The organism is Bacillus safensis (assembly GCF_039619585.1).
GTDB lineage: Bacteria > Bacillota > Bacilli > Bacillales > Bacillaceae > Bacillus > Bacillus safensis.
Map to the genome: position 1 here is coordinate 330,257 of NZ_CP154909.1, position 15,620 is coordinate 345,876.

The 15,620-nt window shown below is 43.2% G+C and carries 17 protein-coding genes; 10 read left to right on the forward strand and 7 right to left on the reverse strand.

The window, feature by feature from the left end; translation table 11 throughout:
• Positions 1 to 193 precede the first annotated feature (193 nt).
• Positions 194 to 967 carry a class I SAM-dependent methyltransferase gene (locus tag AAYR28_RS01775; protein ID WP_120208438.1) on the reverse strand — a complete coding sequence of 258 codons (774 nt, stop codon included), beginning with the start codon at positions 965 to 967 and terminating at the stop codon, positions 194 to 196.
• Between the two features lie 116 nt (positions 968 to 1,083).
• On the opposite strand from AAYR28_RS01775, the gene AAYR28_RS01780 reads away from it, so the two are divergent.
• Positions 1,084 to 2,001: a LysR substrate-binding domain-containing protein gene (locus AAYR28_RS01780; protein ID WP_176967345.1), complete on the forward strand. Its 918-nt coding sequence runs from the start codon at positions 1,084 to 1,086 to the stop codon at positions 1,999 to 2,001.
• Between the two features lie 243 nt (positions 2,002 to 2,244).
• Here the strand turns inward: AAYR28_RS01780 and AAYR28_RS01785 are convergent, their stop codons facing one another.
• Positions 2,245 to 3,030 carry a carbon-nitrogen family hydrolase gene (locus AAYR28_RS01785; RefSeq protein WP_327827471.1) on the reverse strand — a complete coding sequence of 262 codons (786 nt, stop codon included), beginning with the start codon at positions 3,028 to 3,030 and terminating at the stop codon, positions 2,245 to 2,247.
• Positions 3,031 to 3,241: 211 nt separating this feature from the next.
• Here AAYR28_RS01785 and AAYR28_RS01790 point away from each other — a divergent pair, with 211 nt between their 5' ends.
• Positions 3,242 to 4,198 (forward strand): acetylxylan esterase, encoded by a 957-nt coding sequence (locus AAYR28_RS01790; RefSeq protein ID WP_342474642.1) that lies wholly within the window; start codon positions 3,242 to 3,244, stop codon positions 4,196 to 4,198.
• Positions 4,199 to 4,233: 35 nt separating this feature from the next.
• Here the strand turns inward: AAYR28_RS01790 and AAYR28_RS01795 are convergent, their stop codons facing one another.
• The gene (locus AAYR28_RS01795) at positions 4,234 to 4,548 is read right to left on the reverse strand and encodes a hypothetical protein (protein WP_024424319.1); all 315 of its coding nucleotides are present in this window, start codon (positions 4,546 to 4,548) and stop codon (positions 4,234 to 4,236) included.
• 92 nt (positions 4,549 to 4,640) lie between these two features.
• Here AAYR28_RS01795 and AAYR28_RS01800 point away from each other — a divergent pair, with 92 nt between their 5' ends.
• The 5 genes from AAYR28_RS01800 to AAYR28_RS01820 all read left to right on the forward strand — a co-directional run bounded on the left by AAYR28_RS01800 (position 4,641) and on the right by AAYR28_RS01820 (position 10,851).
• A complete protein-coding gene (locus tag AAYR28_RS01800; protein WP_345808914.1) occupies positions 4,641 to 5,411 on the forward strand; it encodes a nucleotidyltransferase domain-containing protein in 771 nt (256 codons plus the stop codon).
• Between the two features lie 161 nt (positions 5,412 to 5,572).
• The gene (locus tag AAYR28_RS01805; RefSeq protein WP_345808915.1) at positions 5,573 to 6,490 is read left to right on the forward strand and encodes a proline dehydrogenase; all 918 of its coding nucleotides are present in this window, start codon (positions 5,573 to 5,575) and stop codon (positions 6,488 to 6,490) included.
• Positions 6,491 to 6,513: 23 nt separating this feature from the next.
• Positions 6,514 to 8,061, forward strand: coding sequence for an L-glutamate gamma-semialdehyde dehydrogenase (pruA, locus tag AAYR28_RS01810; RefSeq protein WP_081123963.1), 1,548 nt, complete (start codon positions 6,514 to 6,516; stop codon positions 8,059 to 8,061).
• Between the two features lie 126 nt (positions 8,062 to 8,187).
• Complete coding sequence (locus AAYR28_RS01815) at positions 8,188 to 9,420, forward strand: PucR family transcriptional regulator (protein WP_034283288.1); 1,233 nt, start codon at positions 8,188 to 8,190, stop codon at positions 9,418 to 9,420.
• 132 nt (positions 9,421 to 9,552) lie between these two features.
• Positions 9,553 to 10,851, forward strand: a complete 1,299-nt coding sequence (locus AAYR28_RS01820; protein ID WP_098677317.1) for an arsenic transporter — start codon at positions 9,553 to 9,555, stop codon at positions 10,849 to 10,851.
• A gap of 41 nt (positions 10,852 to 10,892) precedes the next feature.
• Here AAYR28_RS01820 and AAYR28_RS01825 read toward each other — a convergent pair whose 3' ends face one another.
• Together AAYR28_RS01825 and AAYR28_RS01830 are read right to left on the reverse strand one after the other, a co-directional pair.
• A complete protein-coding gene (locus AAYR28_RS01825) occupies positions 10,893 to 11,570 on the reverse strand; it encodes an amino acid ABC transporter permease (protein WP_034283291.1) in 678 nt (225 codons plus the stop codon).
• A gap of 12 nt (positions 11,571 to 11,582) precedes the next feature.
• Positions 11,583 to 12,455 (reverse strand): transporter substrate-binding domain-containing protein, encoded by an 873-nt coding sequence (locus AAYR28_RS01830; RefSeq protein ID WP_120208433.1) that lies wholly within the window; start codon positions 12,453 to 12,455, stop codon positions 11,583 to 11,585.
• A 181-nt stretch (positions 12,456 to 12,636) separates the two neighbouring features.
• Here AAYR28_RS01830 and AAYR28_RS01835 point away from each other — a divergent pair, with 181 nt between their 5' ends.
• Positions 12,637 to 12,966 carry a YckD family protein gene (locus tag AAYR28_RS01835; protein ID WP_024424311.1) on the forward strand — a complete coding sequence of 110 codons (330 nt, stop codon included), beginning with the start codon at positions 12,637 to 12,639 and terminating at the stop codon, positions 12,964 to 12,966.
• 43 nt (positions 12,967 to 13,009) lie between these two features.
• Here AAYR28_RS01835 and AAYR28_RS01840 read toward each other — a convergent pair whose 3' ends face one another.
• Complete coding sequence (locus tag AAYR28_RS01840) at positions 13,010 to 13,774, reverse strand: MBL fold metallo-hydrolase (RefSeq protein ID WP_120208431.1); 765 nt, start codon at positions 13,772 to 13,774, stop codon at positions 13,010 to 13,012.
• A 115-nt stretch (positions 13,775 to 13,889) separates the two neighbouring features.
• On the opposite strand from AAYR28_RS01840, the gene AAYR28_RS01845 reads away from it, so the two are divergent.
• Positions 13,890 to 14,306, forward strand: coding sequence for an Lrp/AsnC family transcriptional regulator (locus AAYR28_RS01845; protein WP_176967337.1), 417 nt, complete (start codon positions 13,890 to 13,892; stop codon positions 14,304 to 14,306).
• A gap of 28 nt (positions 14,307 to 14,334) precedes the next feature.
• Complete coding sequence (locus AAYR28_RS01850; protein WP_327827465.1) at positions 14,335 to 15,141, forward strand: AAC(3) family N-acetyltransferase; 807 nt, start codon at positions 14,335 to 14,337, stop codon at positions 15,139 to 15,141.
• Between the two features lies 1 nt (position 15,142).
• On the opposite strand, the gene AAYR28_RS01855 is transcribed toward AAYR28_RS01850, so the two are convergent.
• The gene (locus AAYR28_RS01855) at positions 15,143 to 15,529 is read right to left on the reverse strand and encodes a competence protein ComJ (RefSeq protein WP_120208425.1); all 387 of its coding nucleotides are present in this window, start codon (positions 15,527 to 15,529) and stop codon (positions 15,143 to 15,145) included.
• Between the last annotated feature and the right edge of the window lie 91 nt (positions 15,530 to 15,620).

The window sequence follows — 15,620 nt, forward strand, 5'->3', positions numbered from 1 at the left end:
AAGAGGGTAGGTTCTTTTTTTATTCAGAGGATCTAAAATGCCTCACCTATCTTCGTTCATTTATCATATAGTACAAACATGATCTAGCACTCCTTGTCGTAAGGAGAGACGTGTCACGAACATGAAAAGCAATACCTGTGAGACAGTGAAGATTAAAAAAGTCTACCGACAATGGTAGACTTTTTCTATAAGGTCAATTCTTGATTCCCTGAATCAGTGAAGCTTTTAAACAGAAAGAAATGGGCTGATGCTGTGCATCGAATTGAAGCTGAAACAGCTGCTTTGTGTCAGGGTCTGCGGCTTGAAGGTGGGAAACGATCTCCTTTTGAGTATTCTCTGGCGTGCGTCCACGTATAATCCAGTCCTGATAATCAATTTGCAGGTCCCAGAAACGAATCTCTTTCTGAGTCAATTGGTTGTCATCGAAAAGCTCTTTCCATTCTGATAACGAGCTTTCACGCACATGAGAAGGGTCTCTCAGTCTATTTAAGTGATTAATAAATGAATCCTGTGCAGGGTTTTCAGGTGCATAATGATCGACGAGCAGAAATTGGCCGCCTTTTTTTAAGACTCGGCTGATTTCAGACATGGCTGCCGGAAGGTTTGGAAAGTGGTGAGCAGCAAATCGGCACGTCACGAATTCAAATGATTCATCAGAGAAGGGCAATGCTTCTGCGGCTGCCTGCTCAAAAGTAATGTGGTTCAGGCGGCGTTCTTCCGCAAGTGCTGCTGCAATCTCGATCATTTTTTGCGTGACATCAATGCCGACCCCTTTAGAGATAACGTCTGAAAAGGAAAAAACGGTATGTCCTGCCGCGCAGCCAATATCAAGTAAATGCTCATGTCCCTTCGCATTTGCAGTTGTTTTCATCCATTCCAGCTCTTCTCCGGCCGCAAATATAGGTGAATCTCGATAGTTCTCGGCATTTTGTGAAAATTGGTTCTCGGCTTTAGCATATGGATTCATTTCTTTTCCCCCTTTGTGGTCTCTTTATCGTAGAATTCCTTCTGTTATTTGTCTAAGACATAAAAGATATGACATGGATAGTTAAAACCTATGAGGTGATGAAAGTGGATATACGAATGATGGAATATGTCATGGAAGTGTACCGGCAGCAAAGTTTTACAAAAGCAGCGGATCAACTTCATATTGCACAGCCTTCTTTAAGCCAGCAAATGAAGAAGCTGGAAGAGGAATTAGACACACCGCTATTTATTCGAAAGTATGGACAAGTAACGCCCACACCTCAAGGGAGACGATTCATTAAAAGGGCTGAGAATATTTTGAAGGAAAGAGATGATTTGCTGCGTGAAATAGGAGAGGCAGCTTATGAAATCGGGAAAGAGCTGAACATTGGAGCGCCAGCAGTGACTGGGGGCTATGTCTTGCCCGGTTTATTAAAAACTTTTTGTCAAACGTATCCTCATGTTCACGTTCAACTGATAGAAGAGTCTCCTCGTGAGCTCGAAAAACGTCTATTGGCTGGAAAACTGGATTTGGCTATTTTATCTATGCCTGTCGAGCATGAATCATTGAAAACGAAACAAATGCTGACAGAGCCGCTCCTTCTTGCAGTTCCGCAAGCTGCTCAGCCATGGTTATCAGAGGAATTGAACGAGATTATCAAGCAAGCAGGGCAAAAAGAGTCCGGTCACGAAATCGTTCCCTTTCAGCTTCTTGAAGGTACCCCATTTATTATGCTGAAAGAGGGATACGGTTTTCGGCAAGTGGTCATGGAGCTGTGCCGTCATCACGGTTTCCAGCCAAAAGCGGCTTTTGAAACAAGTCATATTCAAACAGCACAGGCATTGGTCAAAAACGAACTAGGTGTGACCGTTGTGCCGAAAATGGTGGCGCAAGAGGATAGGAACGGGGTCATTTATTTACACATTGATTCATGCCCAACCCGCACACTTGTGTTTGCATATGTGGAAGAAAGGTATTTAACGAAAGCCGCTCAAGCCTTCATGGACCTTTATCAGAATGAAGGGAAGGCTTAAACAAACGTTTAATTAAACGCAAAAAGCAGGGGAGCACCCTGCTTTAAGATTGGTGACAAAGGGCTAAAATGATCTTGATTTTAGCCCTTTATCTTCTTTTCAGCGTGATAGAAAACCTTTGAAGTCTAGGAAGGGCGAGCACCGGAGCGGAGCGAATTTGACATTCGTGAGCACCGGAGCGCAGACCTGACACCGAATGCGAGGGTTTGTCTACACGCTGAAAGCAGGGGAGCACCCTGCTTTTTAATATAAGTCGAGACGCTGATCCGTCATAACCGGAATTTGCTGTCTGACTTCATCCACTAGCTGAAGATCAATTTCCGCATAATAAATATCTTCGTCATCGCTTGTTTCAAGCAGGATGCGGCCGAGTGGATCAATCACCATAGAGTGTCCAGGGAATTCCGTGTCTCTGCTTGTGCCTGTTCTGTTAACAGCAATCATAAATGACTGGTTTTCAATCGCTCTTGCGATGAGCAGGCTGCGCCAATGGTCCACTCTTGCTGACGGCCATTGCGCCGTATTGACGAGCACCTTCGCTCCTTTGTTCACAAGTGTTCTGGAAAGCTGCGGGAAGCGGAGATCATAGCAAATCATCGCACCAATCGTTACATCTTCACCATAGTCAAATAAACCAAGCTGATCACCAGCGGTTAAATAGTTGTGCTCATCCATTAAGCGGAATAAATGAATTTTATCATAATCTAACAAAAGCTCACCTTGGCGGTTAAAAACATACATTGTGTTGGTAATGTGTTCATCTTCTGTCCGTTTATTTAATACACTGCCTGCGATGAGATACACTTGGTGCTTCCGTGCAAAGGAGGAAAAGAGCTGTTTTGTGCGTTCACCGTTTACATCCGCAAGCTGCTCGGCTTGCTCAAGGGCGTAGCCGGTATTCCACATTTCGGGTAAAATGATCAAATCAGGCTGCTCGCGGACCGCTTCTTCTAAAAACGCTGCTGCTTTTTTAAAATTCACTTCTGGTTCTCCAATTTGTACGTCCATTTGGACAAGGGCGATTTTCATACGAGTTCCTCCTTTATTTGCTATATGTCATGTGAAAATCATGAATGTATGTAATGGTTTATTTTAGTCTTCAAGGCCAGTTTCTTTATCATAAAGGTTTCCATCATCTTTGCCAATAGAAATGTCAGAAGGTTTTGTTAAATGGCTTTCTCACTCAAGAAATCGGTGTTATGATACATATAATGAATAAAACAAAGGGGGATACTCGGATATGCAATTGTACGATTTACCACTTGAAGAGCTAAAAAAATATAAACCAAAGAAAACAGCACGCCCTGATTTCTCAGATTTTTGGAAGAAATCACTCGAAGAACTGCGCCAAGTGGAGGCAAAGCCAATACTTGAACCTTATGACTATCCAGTGAAAGGCGTCAAGGTGTACCGCCTGACGTATCAAAGCTTTGGACATTCTAAAATTGAAGGCTTTTATGCTGTACCTGATCAAACTGGCCCGCATCCAGCGCTCGTTCGTTTTCATGGCTATAATGCCAGCTATGACGGCGGCATTCACGACATCGTCAACTGGGCACTCCACGGCTATGCCACATTTGGTATGCTCGTCCGCGGTCAAGGCGGCAGCGAAGATCAGACAGTGACACCAGGCGGTCACGCTTTGGGGTGGATGACAAAAGGCATTTTATCAAAAGAGACCTACTATTATCGCGGTGTTTATTTAGATGCGGTTCGTGCACTCGAAGTCATTCAGTCCTTCCCTGAAGTGGATAAACACCGGATCGGCGTAATTGGTGGAAGCCAGGGAGGCGCATTAGCGGTAGCAGCTGCAGCCCTTTCAAACATTCCGAAGGTCGTCGTGGCAGATTATCCTTACTTATCAAACTTCGAGCGTGCAGTGGACGTTGCATTGGAGCAGCCTTATTTAGAAATCAATTCATACTTTCGAAGAAACACTGATCCGAAAGTGGAAGAAAAGGCATTTGAGACATTAAGCTATTTTGACTTAATCAATTTAGCTGGATGGGTCAAACAGCCAACATTGATGGCGATCGGTCTGATTGACAAAATTACCCCGCCATCTACTGTGTTTGCGGCATACAACCATTTAGAAACAGATAAAGACCTTAAGGTATACCGCTATTTTGGACACGAGTTTATCCCGGCTTTTCAAACAGAGAAGCTCTCCTTCTTACAAAAGCACTTGCTCAAATAAAAGAACAAAGAGGCCGCTCTATGAGGGCCTCTTTTTTAATAACTCGTATTTTGTCTCGTTTTTTCATCAGGTACTAACGCGGTGATAATAAGGGCAAGAGCTGTGATGATATGCAGGATGAATCCAAGTATCGGAATCCAGGCGAGGCAGGATGTGATAATCCCAATGATGCTGCCAATCATTGGTCCTTGGTCTCGCTTCGATAAGACGAGTGTGATAATATGCAGAATAAGCATGACCATGAGCGGTGAATAACCATTGCTAATAATAAATAGTCCTCCGATGACAGGGATGGCAAGACAGGCTTCAAAAATTCCGGTGATCCATTTCATGATGCGAGATATAGACATGAGATCCAACTCCTTTTTCATATATGTCTTATTCGTATTTTACCAAAACGTGAAGAAGTCATGCAGATTTCTATAGAAAGAGTTGATGGATGATGAGAGAGAGAATCAAGGAAGAGCTGAAAATCATCGAAGAAACGTATGACGTGAAAATTTGCCTCGCGGTCGAATCAGGCAGCAGAGCATGGGGATTCCCCTCGACTGATAGTGATTACGATGTTCGTTTTTTATATGTTCCTCGAAAAGAATGGTATTGGGCAATGGAAGAACATCGTGATGTCATTGAACGGCCGATTGATGATGTGCTTGATATCAGCGGCTGGGAGCTTAGAAAGGCACTTCGCTTATTCAATAAATCGAATCCGTCCATCATGGAATGGCTGTCGTCTGACATCATCTATGCTGAATCGTTCTCTTTGGCAAAGCAGCTAAGAGAATTAAAGGATCGAGCGTTTTATCCTGCCGCATTGATGTATCATTACCTCAATATGGCGAAGCGGAATGAAAGCCGGCATTTACGAGGAGAGCAGGTGCGAATCAAGAAGTATTTCTATGTGCTTCGTCCGCTGCTTGCCTGTCAGTGGATTGAACGATACAGGACGGTTCCGCCGATGGACTTTCATAAACTGCTCGAAGAACTAGTGGAGGAAGGTCCGCTTTTAGCGGAAATCCATGAGCTGCTCAAACGTAAAATGGACGGCGAAGAAATGGATGTAGAGAACCGCCTCGCTTATGTCCATCCATTTATCGACAAAGAGCTCGCGCGATTTGATGAATTGGTGAAAAGCTACAATCAGCCGAAAGACAACCTGTTGCAAGAATTAAATGAGCTGCTGCAGTCTACCCTTGATGAGGTGTGGGCGTAAGCAAGGAAGAGCCAGCCGGATCGCGGCAGGCTCTTTTTTATCTCTTATTGTGATAAAACCACAAAAAAAGTCAGAATTTTTGTCATCTTCAAATATTGTAGCGGACAGCTTATGAGCTTTACAATAAAGACATAGCTTACAAAGAGTGGGAGGTGCCCTTTATGGAGTCGGTCACAAGAAATTTCTTCTTGTTTTTGTCAAAGAGCAGTCTCTTGAACCATATTGCTCGTAATTGGGGAAGTGCTGTTGCATCTAAGAAAATCATCGGAGGGAAGAACTTTGAGAGTGCCATCCCTGTTATCAAGCGATTAAATGACCAAGGAATGGCTGTGACAGTTGATCACCTTGGTGAGTTTGTCACAAAGGCAGAGATTGCCAATGAACGGACGACTGAGTGTATTCAAACCATTCAGCGGATTGCAGAGGCGGGACTCAATTCCCACGTGTCACTCAAAATGACATCACTTGGTCTGGATATTGACGATGACCTTGTGTATCGCAATATGAAACGTATTTTAGATACGGCAGAGAAGCACCGTATCATGGTGACAATCGATATGGAGGATGAACAGCGCTGTCAAAAAACGCTGGACATTTTTAAAGAGATGAAATCTCAATATGAGTATGTCAGTACGGTCTTGCAGGCGTATTTGTACAGAACAGAAAAGGATCTTGATGACCTAAATAAGCTGAAGCCATTTTTAAGACTTGTAAAGGGTGCCTATAAGGAATCTGCCGAAGTGGCGTATCCAAACAAAAAAGACGTCGATCAGAATTATCAAAAGCTGATCGAAAAGCAATTGCTCTCAGGAAACTATACAGCCATTGCGACACATGACGATCGAATGATTGAGTTCACAAAAAATATTGTGAAAAAACACAATATACAGACAAGTCAGTTCGAATTTCAAATGCTGTATGGCATGAGATCAGAAACGCAGCAGGCACTTGTGAAAGAAGGCTATCAAATGAGGGTCTATACTCCGTATGGACGAGAGTGGTATGGCTACTACATGAGACGTCTTGCAGAACGGCCGGCAAACATTGCCTTTGCTCTAAAAGGGATGACGAGAAAATAATTTGAAACGGGAGCGTGACAAAAATGACAACACCTTACAAGCATGAACCATTCACGGATTTTAGCCAGGAAGAAAACCGCAAAGCGTTTGAACAAGCATTAGCTAAAGTAACAGAATCACTTGGTCAAACCTATCCGCTCGTGATTAATGGAGAAAGAATTGAAACGAAAGACAAGATTGTTTCGATCAATCCAGCGAAAAAGGATGAAGTGGTTGGAACCGTATCGAAGGCGGGCAAGGAAGAGGCAGAACAAGCAGTTCAAGCAGCAGCGAAAGCATTCGAAACATGGCGCTACACGTCTCCAGAAGAAAGAGCTGGCGTATTATTCAGAGCTGCGGCAAGCATTCGCCGTAAAAAGCATGAGTATTCAGCCCTTCTTGTCAAAGAAGCAGGTAAGCCTTGGAATGAAGCGGATGCAGATACAGCAGAAGCGATTGACTTCCTAGAATATTATGCCCGTCAAATGCTGGAGCTGGCGAAAGGCAAACCAGTGAACAGCCGCGAAGGCGAACGCAATCAATATGTATACACACCAACTGGCGTGACGCTCGTGATTCCGCCGTGGAACTTCTTGTTTGCGATCATGGCAGGAACAACAGTAGCCCCAATCGTCACTGGGAATACAGTTGTTTTAAAACCAGCGAGTGCGACGCCTGTCATTGCAGCCCGTTTTGTGGAGGAGCTTGAGCAAGCCGGTCTTCCAAAGGGTGTTGTCAACTTTGTACCAGGAAGCGGAGCAGAGGTCGGGGATTACTTAGTAGATCATCCGAAAACAAGCCTGATTACATTCACTGGATCAAGAGAAGTAGGGACACGTATCTTTGAACGCGCGGCAAAAGTGCAGCCAGGCCAGCAGCATTTAAAACGTGTCATTGCTGAAATGGGCGGTAAGGATACAGTGGTTGTTGATGAGGATGCAGATGTTGAATTAGCAGCTAATGCCATTTTCACATCAGCCTTCGGGTTTTCAGGCCAGAAATGTTCAGCTGGATCTCGGGCTGTTGTCCACGAGAAGGTGTATGACCAAGTGGTTGAGCGAGTGAAGGAAATCACAGAAACGAAAACAACAGCCAATCCACTTTCTGCGGATGTCTACATGGGACCTGTCATTGATCAAGCGTCCTTTGACAAGATTACGGATTATATAGAGGTTGGCAAACAGGAAGGCCGCTTAGTCACTGGCGGAACGAGTGATGATTCGGAAGGATACTTCATCCACCCGACCATTTTTGCAGATCTTGAGCCAACTTCCCGCTTAATGCAAGAAGAAATCTTTGGACCAGTCTTGGCTTTCTCGAAAGTCTCTAGCTTTGATGAGGCACTTGAGGTAGCCAACAACACAGAATACGGTTTAACAGGTGCTGTCATTACGAATAATCGTGATCACATCAACCGTGCGAAGCAGGAGTTCCATGTAGGGAACCTTTACTTTAACCGTAACTGCACAGGTGCCATCGTTGGTTACCACCCATTCGGCGGCTTCAAAATGTCAGGAACGGATTCAAAAGCAGGCGGTCCAGATTACCTGGCTCTGCACATGCAGGCAAAAACGATTAGTGAAATGTTTTAATATGGAAAAAGCATGAACCTGCACTGACGGGTTCATGCTTTTTTTGCCTGCTTGCGACTTGTTTCTATACAAATCTGACTGGAAAGAAGTATGATAAATGTATCACTTAATCAGGGAGCAATCGGGATGGAAGAGATATTAGAAAAGCTTCATACATTTTTTGATGTCGATAAATTAATTGCATTTATTAGCGGATATTTAAAAAAACCAGTCATTTTAGAAAGCACAGAGTGTCAGCTCCTTGCTTATAATTCTTACAGCATTCAGCAGTTTGACCCAGTCAATCAGCAAACGATTTTCTCCAAGGAATGTCCGGGGTCTGTGGTCGATTGGTTAAAGAAAACAGGGGTAATTGAGCGGCTTCACAAGGAGTCAAAGCCTTTTTATGTGAGCGGCCATGACGAGCTCGGATTTAATCGGCGGGTGGCTGTGAGCGCCAAGCATAAACAAGAGGTAGTAGGCTTTATTTGGGTGCAGGACATTGAGGACTCCCTCTCTCAGGAGGAGCTGCAATTTTTACACGAAGCGTCCTTTCAGGTTGGAAAAGTGATTTATAAGAATAAGAAACAGCTTGAGAAAAAGGAAGGGAAGATTGAAGAGTTTTTCAAAAAGGTCATGGATGATCATTTTTATACAGAAGAAGAGCTGAAATGGGAGGCTGAGAACTTAAGCATTCCACTGCCAGCCGTATTTACCGTCATGGTCGTGCACGCTGCCGATAACAAAAGTGAGACGGCAGAAGATGTGAAGGATGTCATTCGAACGTATTTGCAGCTAGAGGATAAAGTGAATCACGTCTATTCAGTTCAAGCAGATATTGTCGTTATATTAGGCAGCCTGTCAGACCGGCACTCACCGAAAGCGACTGCCGCTGATGTCATCGCACATCTGCAATCAAAAACGCATGCCCATCCTTCCCCTTTGTATATCGGGATGGGAAGAGAGTATCGTGATGTCATGAAAATGAGTACAAGTCGATTTGAAGCGATAGAGGTCGTGAAGGCAGTGAAAATTGTCGGAGGACAAGAACTGATTCCATATGATTATGAGAATTTAGGGGTCTTCCGGTTTTTAGATTCCATTTACAGCCATCAAAAAAAGAAAAACGACTTCAATCCAGATTTGTTACGCTTGAAGGAAAAAGACCGCGAGAGTCAAACCTCGTTTTTAAAAACGCTGGAAGTCTACTTATTGAATAACTGCAAGCTAAAGCCAGCAGCGGAGCAGTTGTTTATTCATCAAAATACATTAAACTATCGAATGAAACAAATTTTTGACATGACCTCGATCGACTTAAGTCATTTTAGCCAGCGGTGTGAGTTATTTATTGAATTGATGCTGATGAAAAAAGATCAATAATGATGATGGAATCCGCAGGTGCACGGGATCACCTGCGGATTTTCATGTGACATGCGAAAATGGCATACAACGGATGCATTTCGTTGTATGATAGATAAAGATTTTATGAGAAAAGTGAAAGGGGGGCCACCTTTGGGATCAGTCACCTTAGCCATTTTGATTTTCATCATGACCCTCGTCCTTGTCATTTGGCAGCCAGGACGTGTCACCATAGGATGGTCAGCGTGTGGAGGCGCCATTCTTGCACTTGCCTTTGGTGTCGTTCATCTGGGCGATGTGTGGGAAGTCACGCAAATTGTATGGAACGCCACATTTGCCTTTATTGGCATTATTATCATATCGTTAATTTTAGATGAGATCGGCTTTTTTGAATGGGCTGCACTGCATATGGCAAAAGCCGCAAGAGGCAACGGTGTCCGCATGTTTATTTATTTAACATTGCTAGGCGCTGTTGTGGCTGCTTTTTTTGCCAACGATGGAGCGGCACTGATCTTGACCCCAATCGTTTTATCTGTGGTGAGAGCGTTGAAGCTGGATGAGCGCATGGTGCTGCCTTTTGTGATGGCAAGCGGTTTTATTGCAGACACAACCTCCTTGCCATTTGTCATTAGTAACCTGGTCAATATCGTATCAGCCGACTATTTTCATATTGGTTTTCTAGAATATACAGCGAATATGTTCGTGCCAAACCTTGTGTCGCTTGGAGCGAGCATGCTGGTTCTGTATGTATTTTACCGAAAGCTTATTCCAAAAACCTACGATCTGTCTCAGGCAAAGGAACCGGCATCAGCTATTCGAGATATCCGTATGTTCCGTTTGTCTTGGTATGTGCTCGGCTGTCTGCTTGTGGGTTATTTTGCGGGGGAGCTGATCGGTATTCCAGTGTCCATCATCGTAGGCGGGATTGCCCTTGCTTTCTTGTGGCTGGCGAGAAGAAGTCCGCAAGTGGCGACAAAGCGAGTGATCAAAGAAGCGCCGTGGTCCATTGTGTTTTTCTCGATCGGCATGTATGTTGTCGTATATGGACTGAAAAATGTCGGTCTTACAGAAATATTGGCGGCATGGATCCAGCAAGGGGCTTCACATGGCTTGCTTGCAGGAACGATGTTTATGGGCGTGCTTGCCGCAGTGCTGTCCTCTGTGATGAACAATCTGCCGACCGTTTTAATTGATGCGATTGCCATTGGACATACAGATACAGCAGGTGTCATGAGAGACGGACTGATTTATGCCAATGTCATCGGCTCCAACCTTGGACCGAAAATGACCCCAATCGGCTCATTGGCGACATTGCTGTGGCTTCATGTCTTAAAGAAAAAAGGCGTCCATATCTCTTGGGGAGCGTACATGAAAGCCGGAATCCTCCTGACCATCCCAACCTTGATTCTCACTTTACTCGGGTTATATGTATGGTTATGGCTCATTCATTAAAAAGAAAAAAGAGCAGATCTCATGGATCTGCTCTTTTTTTGCTACAGATATTTCGCATAGCGTTTTTCTAAAAAGTCCTGAAGCAATGAGACGACACTGCAAATGCCCCAGTAAATGAGTGCGACCAAAATATACATGGTCATATAATCGAATTCTCGTCCGCCTACAATTTTTGCTTGCTGGAAGAGCTCTGGTACAGTAATCATCGCTGCCAGTGAGGAAGCTTTGATTAAATCGAGCATGACATTGGTCAATGGCGGCAGGGCGATGCGGACGGATTGGGGCAAAATGACACCACGCATCGTTTGCCAATAGCTGAGACCTAATGATTTAGCGGCTTCCACCTGTCCACTTGGAACAGAGGAGAGGGCTGCCCGGTTAATTTCTGCAATATAGGCAGCACTATTAAAGCTGAACCCAATAATGGCGGCAGTGACCGCTGTGAACTCTATGCCGATATAGGGGAACCCAAAATAGAGAATAAACAAAATCACAAGAATGGGCACGCCTCGCATGAATGAGATATACAGCCGTGCAGGCAGCCGAAGAATCCAAGAATTCGCCATTCTGGCAAGAGCGATAAAAAAGCCAAGAATGGTACCAAAAAACATGCTCACAAAGGAAATGAGCAGCGTCAGCCAGATGCCTTTCATAACAAATGGAAATGACGCCTTTGCCAGTGCAGGATTAAATATATATTCTAAATGAATATCTCCCACGATTGCGGCTCCTTATTTGGAAATGTCGACATCTTCGACATCAGCATCAAATTTCTTAGAGACGTCTGCATGATTAAAGAATTTCTCAGAAATCTTTTTCATTGTTCCGTCTTTTTTCATGTCGCCTAATACACGATTCAATTCTTTTTGAAGCTCTTTGTTGTCCTTCTTCATAACAAAACCTTGTTCATTCGGCATGTACTTCAAGTCAGGGTGAATCGTAATATTTAATTTAGGAAATGCAGCAAGAGCCAGTGTCTGCAAGTAATAATCATTTAGAATGACATCAGTACGGCCGTTTGCAACATCCTTTAAGTATTGCTCGTTTGTCGCATTATCATAAATGACTTCCTTTGCACCGTACTTACGAGCGACATCCATGTAAATCGTTGTGGCAGCCCCTGCTGCTTTCTTTCCTTTTAAATCTTTTAAAGTTTTAATGCCAGATAAATCATCTTTCCGTACGATAGCGGTTCCGTAGGAATATTTATAAGGGGTAGAAAAGGCAAACTTGTCTTTTCTGTCATCTGTGATGTCGATATCATTTGCAGCAGCATCCACTTGACCAGAATTAATGGCGCTCAGCATCCCATCATAGCCCATTTCTTTAAATTCCACTTTCACATCAAGACGTTTAAACGCTTCTTTGACGACTTCTACTTCATAGCCAGTTAATTGATCCTTGCCATTAGAAGTATCATGATAAGAAGTTGGATAAAGGGTGCCTGAAGTTGCAACCACGATTTTCCCTTTCTTTTTAATCTCATCCCACTTTGTGTCCCCGGATTGAGATGAGCCTGATTGACTGCAAGCAGACATGCTAAGGATGAAAGCAGATACAACAAGCATGATCCATATAGGTTTTTTATGATAAAAACGACTCATTTAAGAATCCTCCTCTATTTTTTATACAAAACAAAACATAGCACGCTTTTTCTGTAAGGACAACGTTTTCAGAAGAAAAGTGAAAAAGTAAGAATATTATAAGCAATTTGCGTGTTGATATTATGTATAAAAAAGGAAAGTGAGCGCAAAATAAAGGCGAATAAAGGAGGGAACAACAATGATGAAAAAAATAAGTAGTTTGATCATCTTGTCGATGATGCTGTTATTTGGTTTTCATATAGAAACGGCTCATGGAGAAACACCTCAAATGGAAAAGCGCCCGGTGACACATCAAGTGAAATTAACAGCAGAACAACAAAAACAAATTGAAATCCTTGAGCAGCAAATTCTTTCTAAGCGAAAAGAAGTCATTGAGAAATATGTACAGTACGGCGTGTTAACAAAGGAACAAGGCACACACATCACGAAACGAATGGATGAGCATTACACTCATTTGAAAAAGAACGGATTTGTTCCATTGCTGAAAAAACCACAGCACCATCGCCCATGATAATGATGAAACCGGCAGCGAAGTGCCGGTTTTTTATTGTTGATCAGAAGGTGAGACTTTCCCCATCTTGAGGGACAGAAATGGCTTGATCTGCATGATGCTCTTGAATGTAAGTCTCTAAAGCAGCTCTTGTCAACAAGCAATGATTCACAGCTTCAAGATGACAGGCGACAATTTGAGCTTTTGGCTGAGAACGGTGAACGTCTAGAATCTCTTCCTTGGTCATTGTAATCGGATCGCCTTCTAAAAATTGAGCAGCCCCGCTATTGACCACAATGACGTCTGGCTTGCATGTATTCACAACCTCTTTCGGTTCATCACACCAAACGGTATCACCTGCAATATAAAGGGTAGGTTCATCAGGGTGAGAGAAAACAAAACCGCTCACCTGACCCATCCGCTTCGCCGTTTCTCCCGTCCCATGCTGTCCGCCTGTACGTTTAATATGAACGCCGCAAATGTCCATTTCATCTTCAATGCATGTGACATGCTGAAATCCAGCTTCTTCAACTTCTTTTCGATCCTTCTCTGATTGAGTATAAATTGGCCCATCTTGAGCTAATTTTCCTTTGGCCTCGTCGTCAAAGTGGTCCACATGTAAATGAGTGAGTAAGACAGCATCTGGGTGTAACAGACTGTCTAAATCTATATTTACAGGAAGCTCCACAATAGGATTGTTCAAATGTTGATTGGCTGTATGAGGGAACGGTGGATATGTTCCTTTTGCTGCTAAAAAGGGATCGATTAAAAAAGTTGAATGACCATAGTGAAGGTATAAAGTAGCATTGCGAATGAGTGTAATTTTCATAAAAAGGCCTCCTTTTTTTCTCATTAAGTTTACAGTATATTAAAAGAGTTCTATGTGACAGAGGATCATGAAAGTCTTTCATCGGAAGGGCTTGATTTTTGAAAGAGGTGAGCCAATGCTAGACCAAACAGATATGAGTATTTTAAAAGAACTATCAAAGAACAGCCGATTAACGATGAAAGCTCTAGGTGAAAAAGTTCATTTAACCGGCCAAGCTGTTGCAAATCGGGTGTTAAAGCTAGAAGAAGAAGGCGTGATTGAAGCATATACCATTTCAATTGATTGGCAGACACAAAAGACGATTCAAACCTTTTTGCAGCTGTATACCCGTAGTCATCATCATGAACCACTTCTGTCGTTTCTTTATAAAAAGGAAGAAATCAAGAATTTGTTCAAAATAAGTGGTGAAGGCTGTTATATGGCTGAAGGTCATTTCTCCAGTCATGATGAACTTGATCAGTTTTTAACGGAGCTGACGAATTACGCAAATTACAAACTGTCTATTGCGGTTAAACGTCTCATTCATCAGTAATAGAAGAGACGCAGGAGGAAAAGGAACGATGCAAAAATTAATCGAAAATCAAGCTGAACCGATGACAAAGGAAAGAATCAAAGCAGACTTGGTTCAACTTGGTGTGAAAAAAGGCATGATTTTATGTGTTCACTCATCTTTATCATCAATCGGCTGGGTAAACGGAGGCGCTGTAGCCGTCATACAAGCATTGATGGAAACCTTAACAGAAGAGGGGACACTGATTATGCCGGCACAAACGTTAGAGCTTTCTGATCCCGCCGATTGGATCGATCCGCCTGTTCCTTACTCATGGTGGAAATCGATCAAAGAAACAATGCCTGCATTTGATCCAGCTTACACGACGCCAGCAGCAATGGGAAAGGTGGCAGAAACATTTTGGAAATACCCAGGTGTGGCGAGAAGCAATCATCCCAATTTTTCATTCACAGCCTGGGGGAAAAGAAAACATGAAATTCTGAAACACCATGCGCTTTCCTTTGGATTAGGAGAGCAGTCGCCTCTTGGCCGCATGTATGAGCTTCATGCTCAAGTGCTGCTGCTTGGTGCATCATTTGAGAGCATGACAGCTTTTCATCTAGCTGAATACCGAATTCCTCAGCAGGACCTCATGACAAGAGGAGCCCCTATTTTAGAGAATGGATGGAGGGTATGGAAAGAGTACCAAGATATCATCACAAGAGAAGAACTATTTGAACAGATTGGCCGTGATTTTCTGCAATCAGGAGGCATCCATCAGCACAATCAAATTGGACTTGCCAGTTCATATTTACTGCCCATGAGAGAATCGGTAGACTATGCGGAAAAGTGGCTTGATCTATACGATCAAGCGTAATCTACACTGTTTGGAAATTTACATAATAAACGTCTTGATCAGACTGCTGTGAGGTGTAGCAGGTAAGCTGATAGTTTCCTTTTGGAATGGAGAAAGACAGCACATGGGCCATGACGCTTGTGATATAAACTTGATCATTTGTAAGCGTAAAGGGAACTGTTATAGCTCTATCAACAGAGACTTGGGGCTCATCGCTATTTAATGTCACAATAATAGACGCCTTTCCATTATTGATTCCTTCAAAGGAAACTCCTTGATCTCCTGTTGCAAATCCTTGAAGAATGTCCTCATCTGTCCAATCAATAACAGGTGGTGTTTCGCTTCCGGTGTATACCGTGATTTGGTGGTAGGAGATAGATAGGGAATAGGCTTGATTTAAGTGATTCATATAAAAAACTCCTTTATTTAAGAATTTTTGTTGGAACGTGAATGGTTGAAAGAGTGATTCTTGAGGAGAAAGTTAGGCAGCAAGACGATTG

Coding starts and splice junctions, on each gene's coding strand:
- AAYR28_RS01850 (WP_327827465.1), top strand. CDS start 14,335: ATGCAAAAATTAATCGAAAATCAAGCTGAACCGATGACAAAGGAAAGA.
- AAYR28_RS01830 (WP_120208433.1), bottom strand. CDS start 12,455: ATGAGTCGTTTTTATCATAAAAAACCTATATGGATCATGCTTGTTGTA.
- AAYR28_RS01805 (WP_345808915.1), top strand. CDS start 5,573: ATGGAGTCGGTCACAAGAAATTTCTTCTTGTTTTTGTCAAAGAGCAGT.
- AAYR28_RS01780 (WP_176967345.1), top strand. CDS start 1,084: ATGATGGAATATGTCATGGAAGTGTACCGGCAGCAAAGTTTTACAAAA.
- AAYR28_RS01785 (WP_327827471.1), bottom strand. CDS start 3,030: ATGAAAATCGCCCTTGTCCAAATGGACGTACAAATTGGAGAACCAGAA.
- AAYR28_RS01790 (WP_342474642.1), top strand. CDS start 3,242: ATGCAATTGTACGATTTACCACTTGAAGAGCTAAAAAAATATAAACCA.
- AAYR28_RS01800 (WP_345808914.1), top strand. CDS start 4,641: ATGAGAGAGAGAATCAAGGAAGAGCTGAAAATCATCGAAGAAACGTAT.
- AAYR28_RS01840 (WP_120208431.1), bottom strand. CDS start 13,774: ATGAAAATTACACTCATTCGCAATGCTACTTTATACCTTCACTATGGT.
- AAYR28_RS01845 (WP_176967337.1), top strand. CDS start 13,890: ATGCTAGACCAAACAGATATGAGTATTTTAAAAGAACTATCAAAGAAC.
- AAYR28_RS01855 (WP_120208425.1), bottom strand. CDS start 15,529: ATGAATCACTTAAATCAAGCCTATTCCCTATCTATCTCCTACCACCAA.
- AAYR28_RS01775 (WP_120208438.1), bottom strand. CDS start 967: ATGAATCCATATGCTAAAGCCGAGAACCAATTTTCACAAAATGCCGAG.
- AAYR28_RS01815 (WP_034283288.1), top strand. CDS start 8,188: ATGGAAGAGATATTAGAAAAGCTTCATACATTTTTTGATGTCGATAAA.
- AAYR28_RS01795 (WP_024424319.1), bottom strand. CDS start 4,548: ATGTCTATATCTCGCATCATGAAATGGATCACCGGAATTTTTGAAGCC.
- pruA (WP_081123963.1), top strand. CDS start 6,514: ATGACAACACCTTACAAGCATGAACCATTCACGGATTTTAGCCAGGAA.
- AAYR28_RS01835 (WP_024424311.1), top strand. CDS start 12,637: ATGAAAAAAATAAGTAGTTTGATCATCTTGTCGATGATGCTGTTATTT.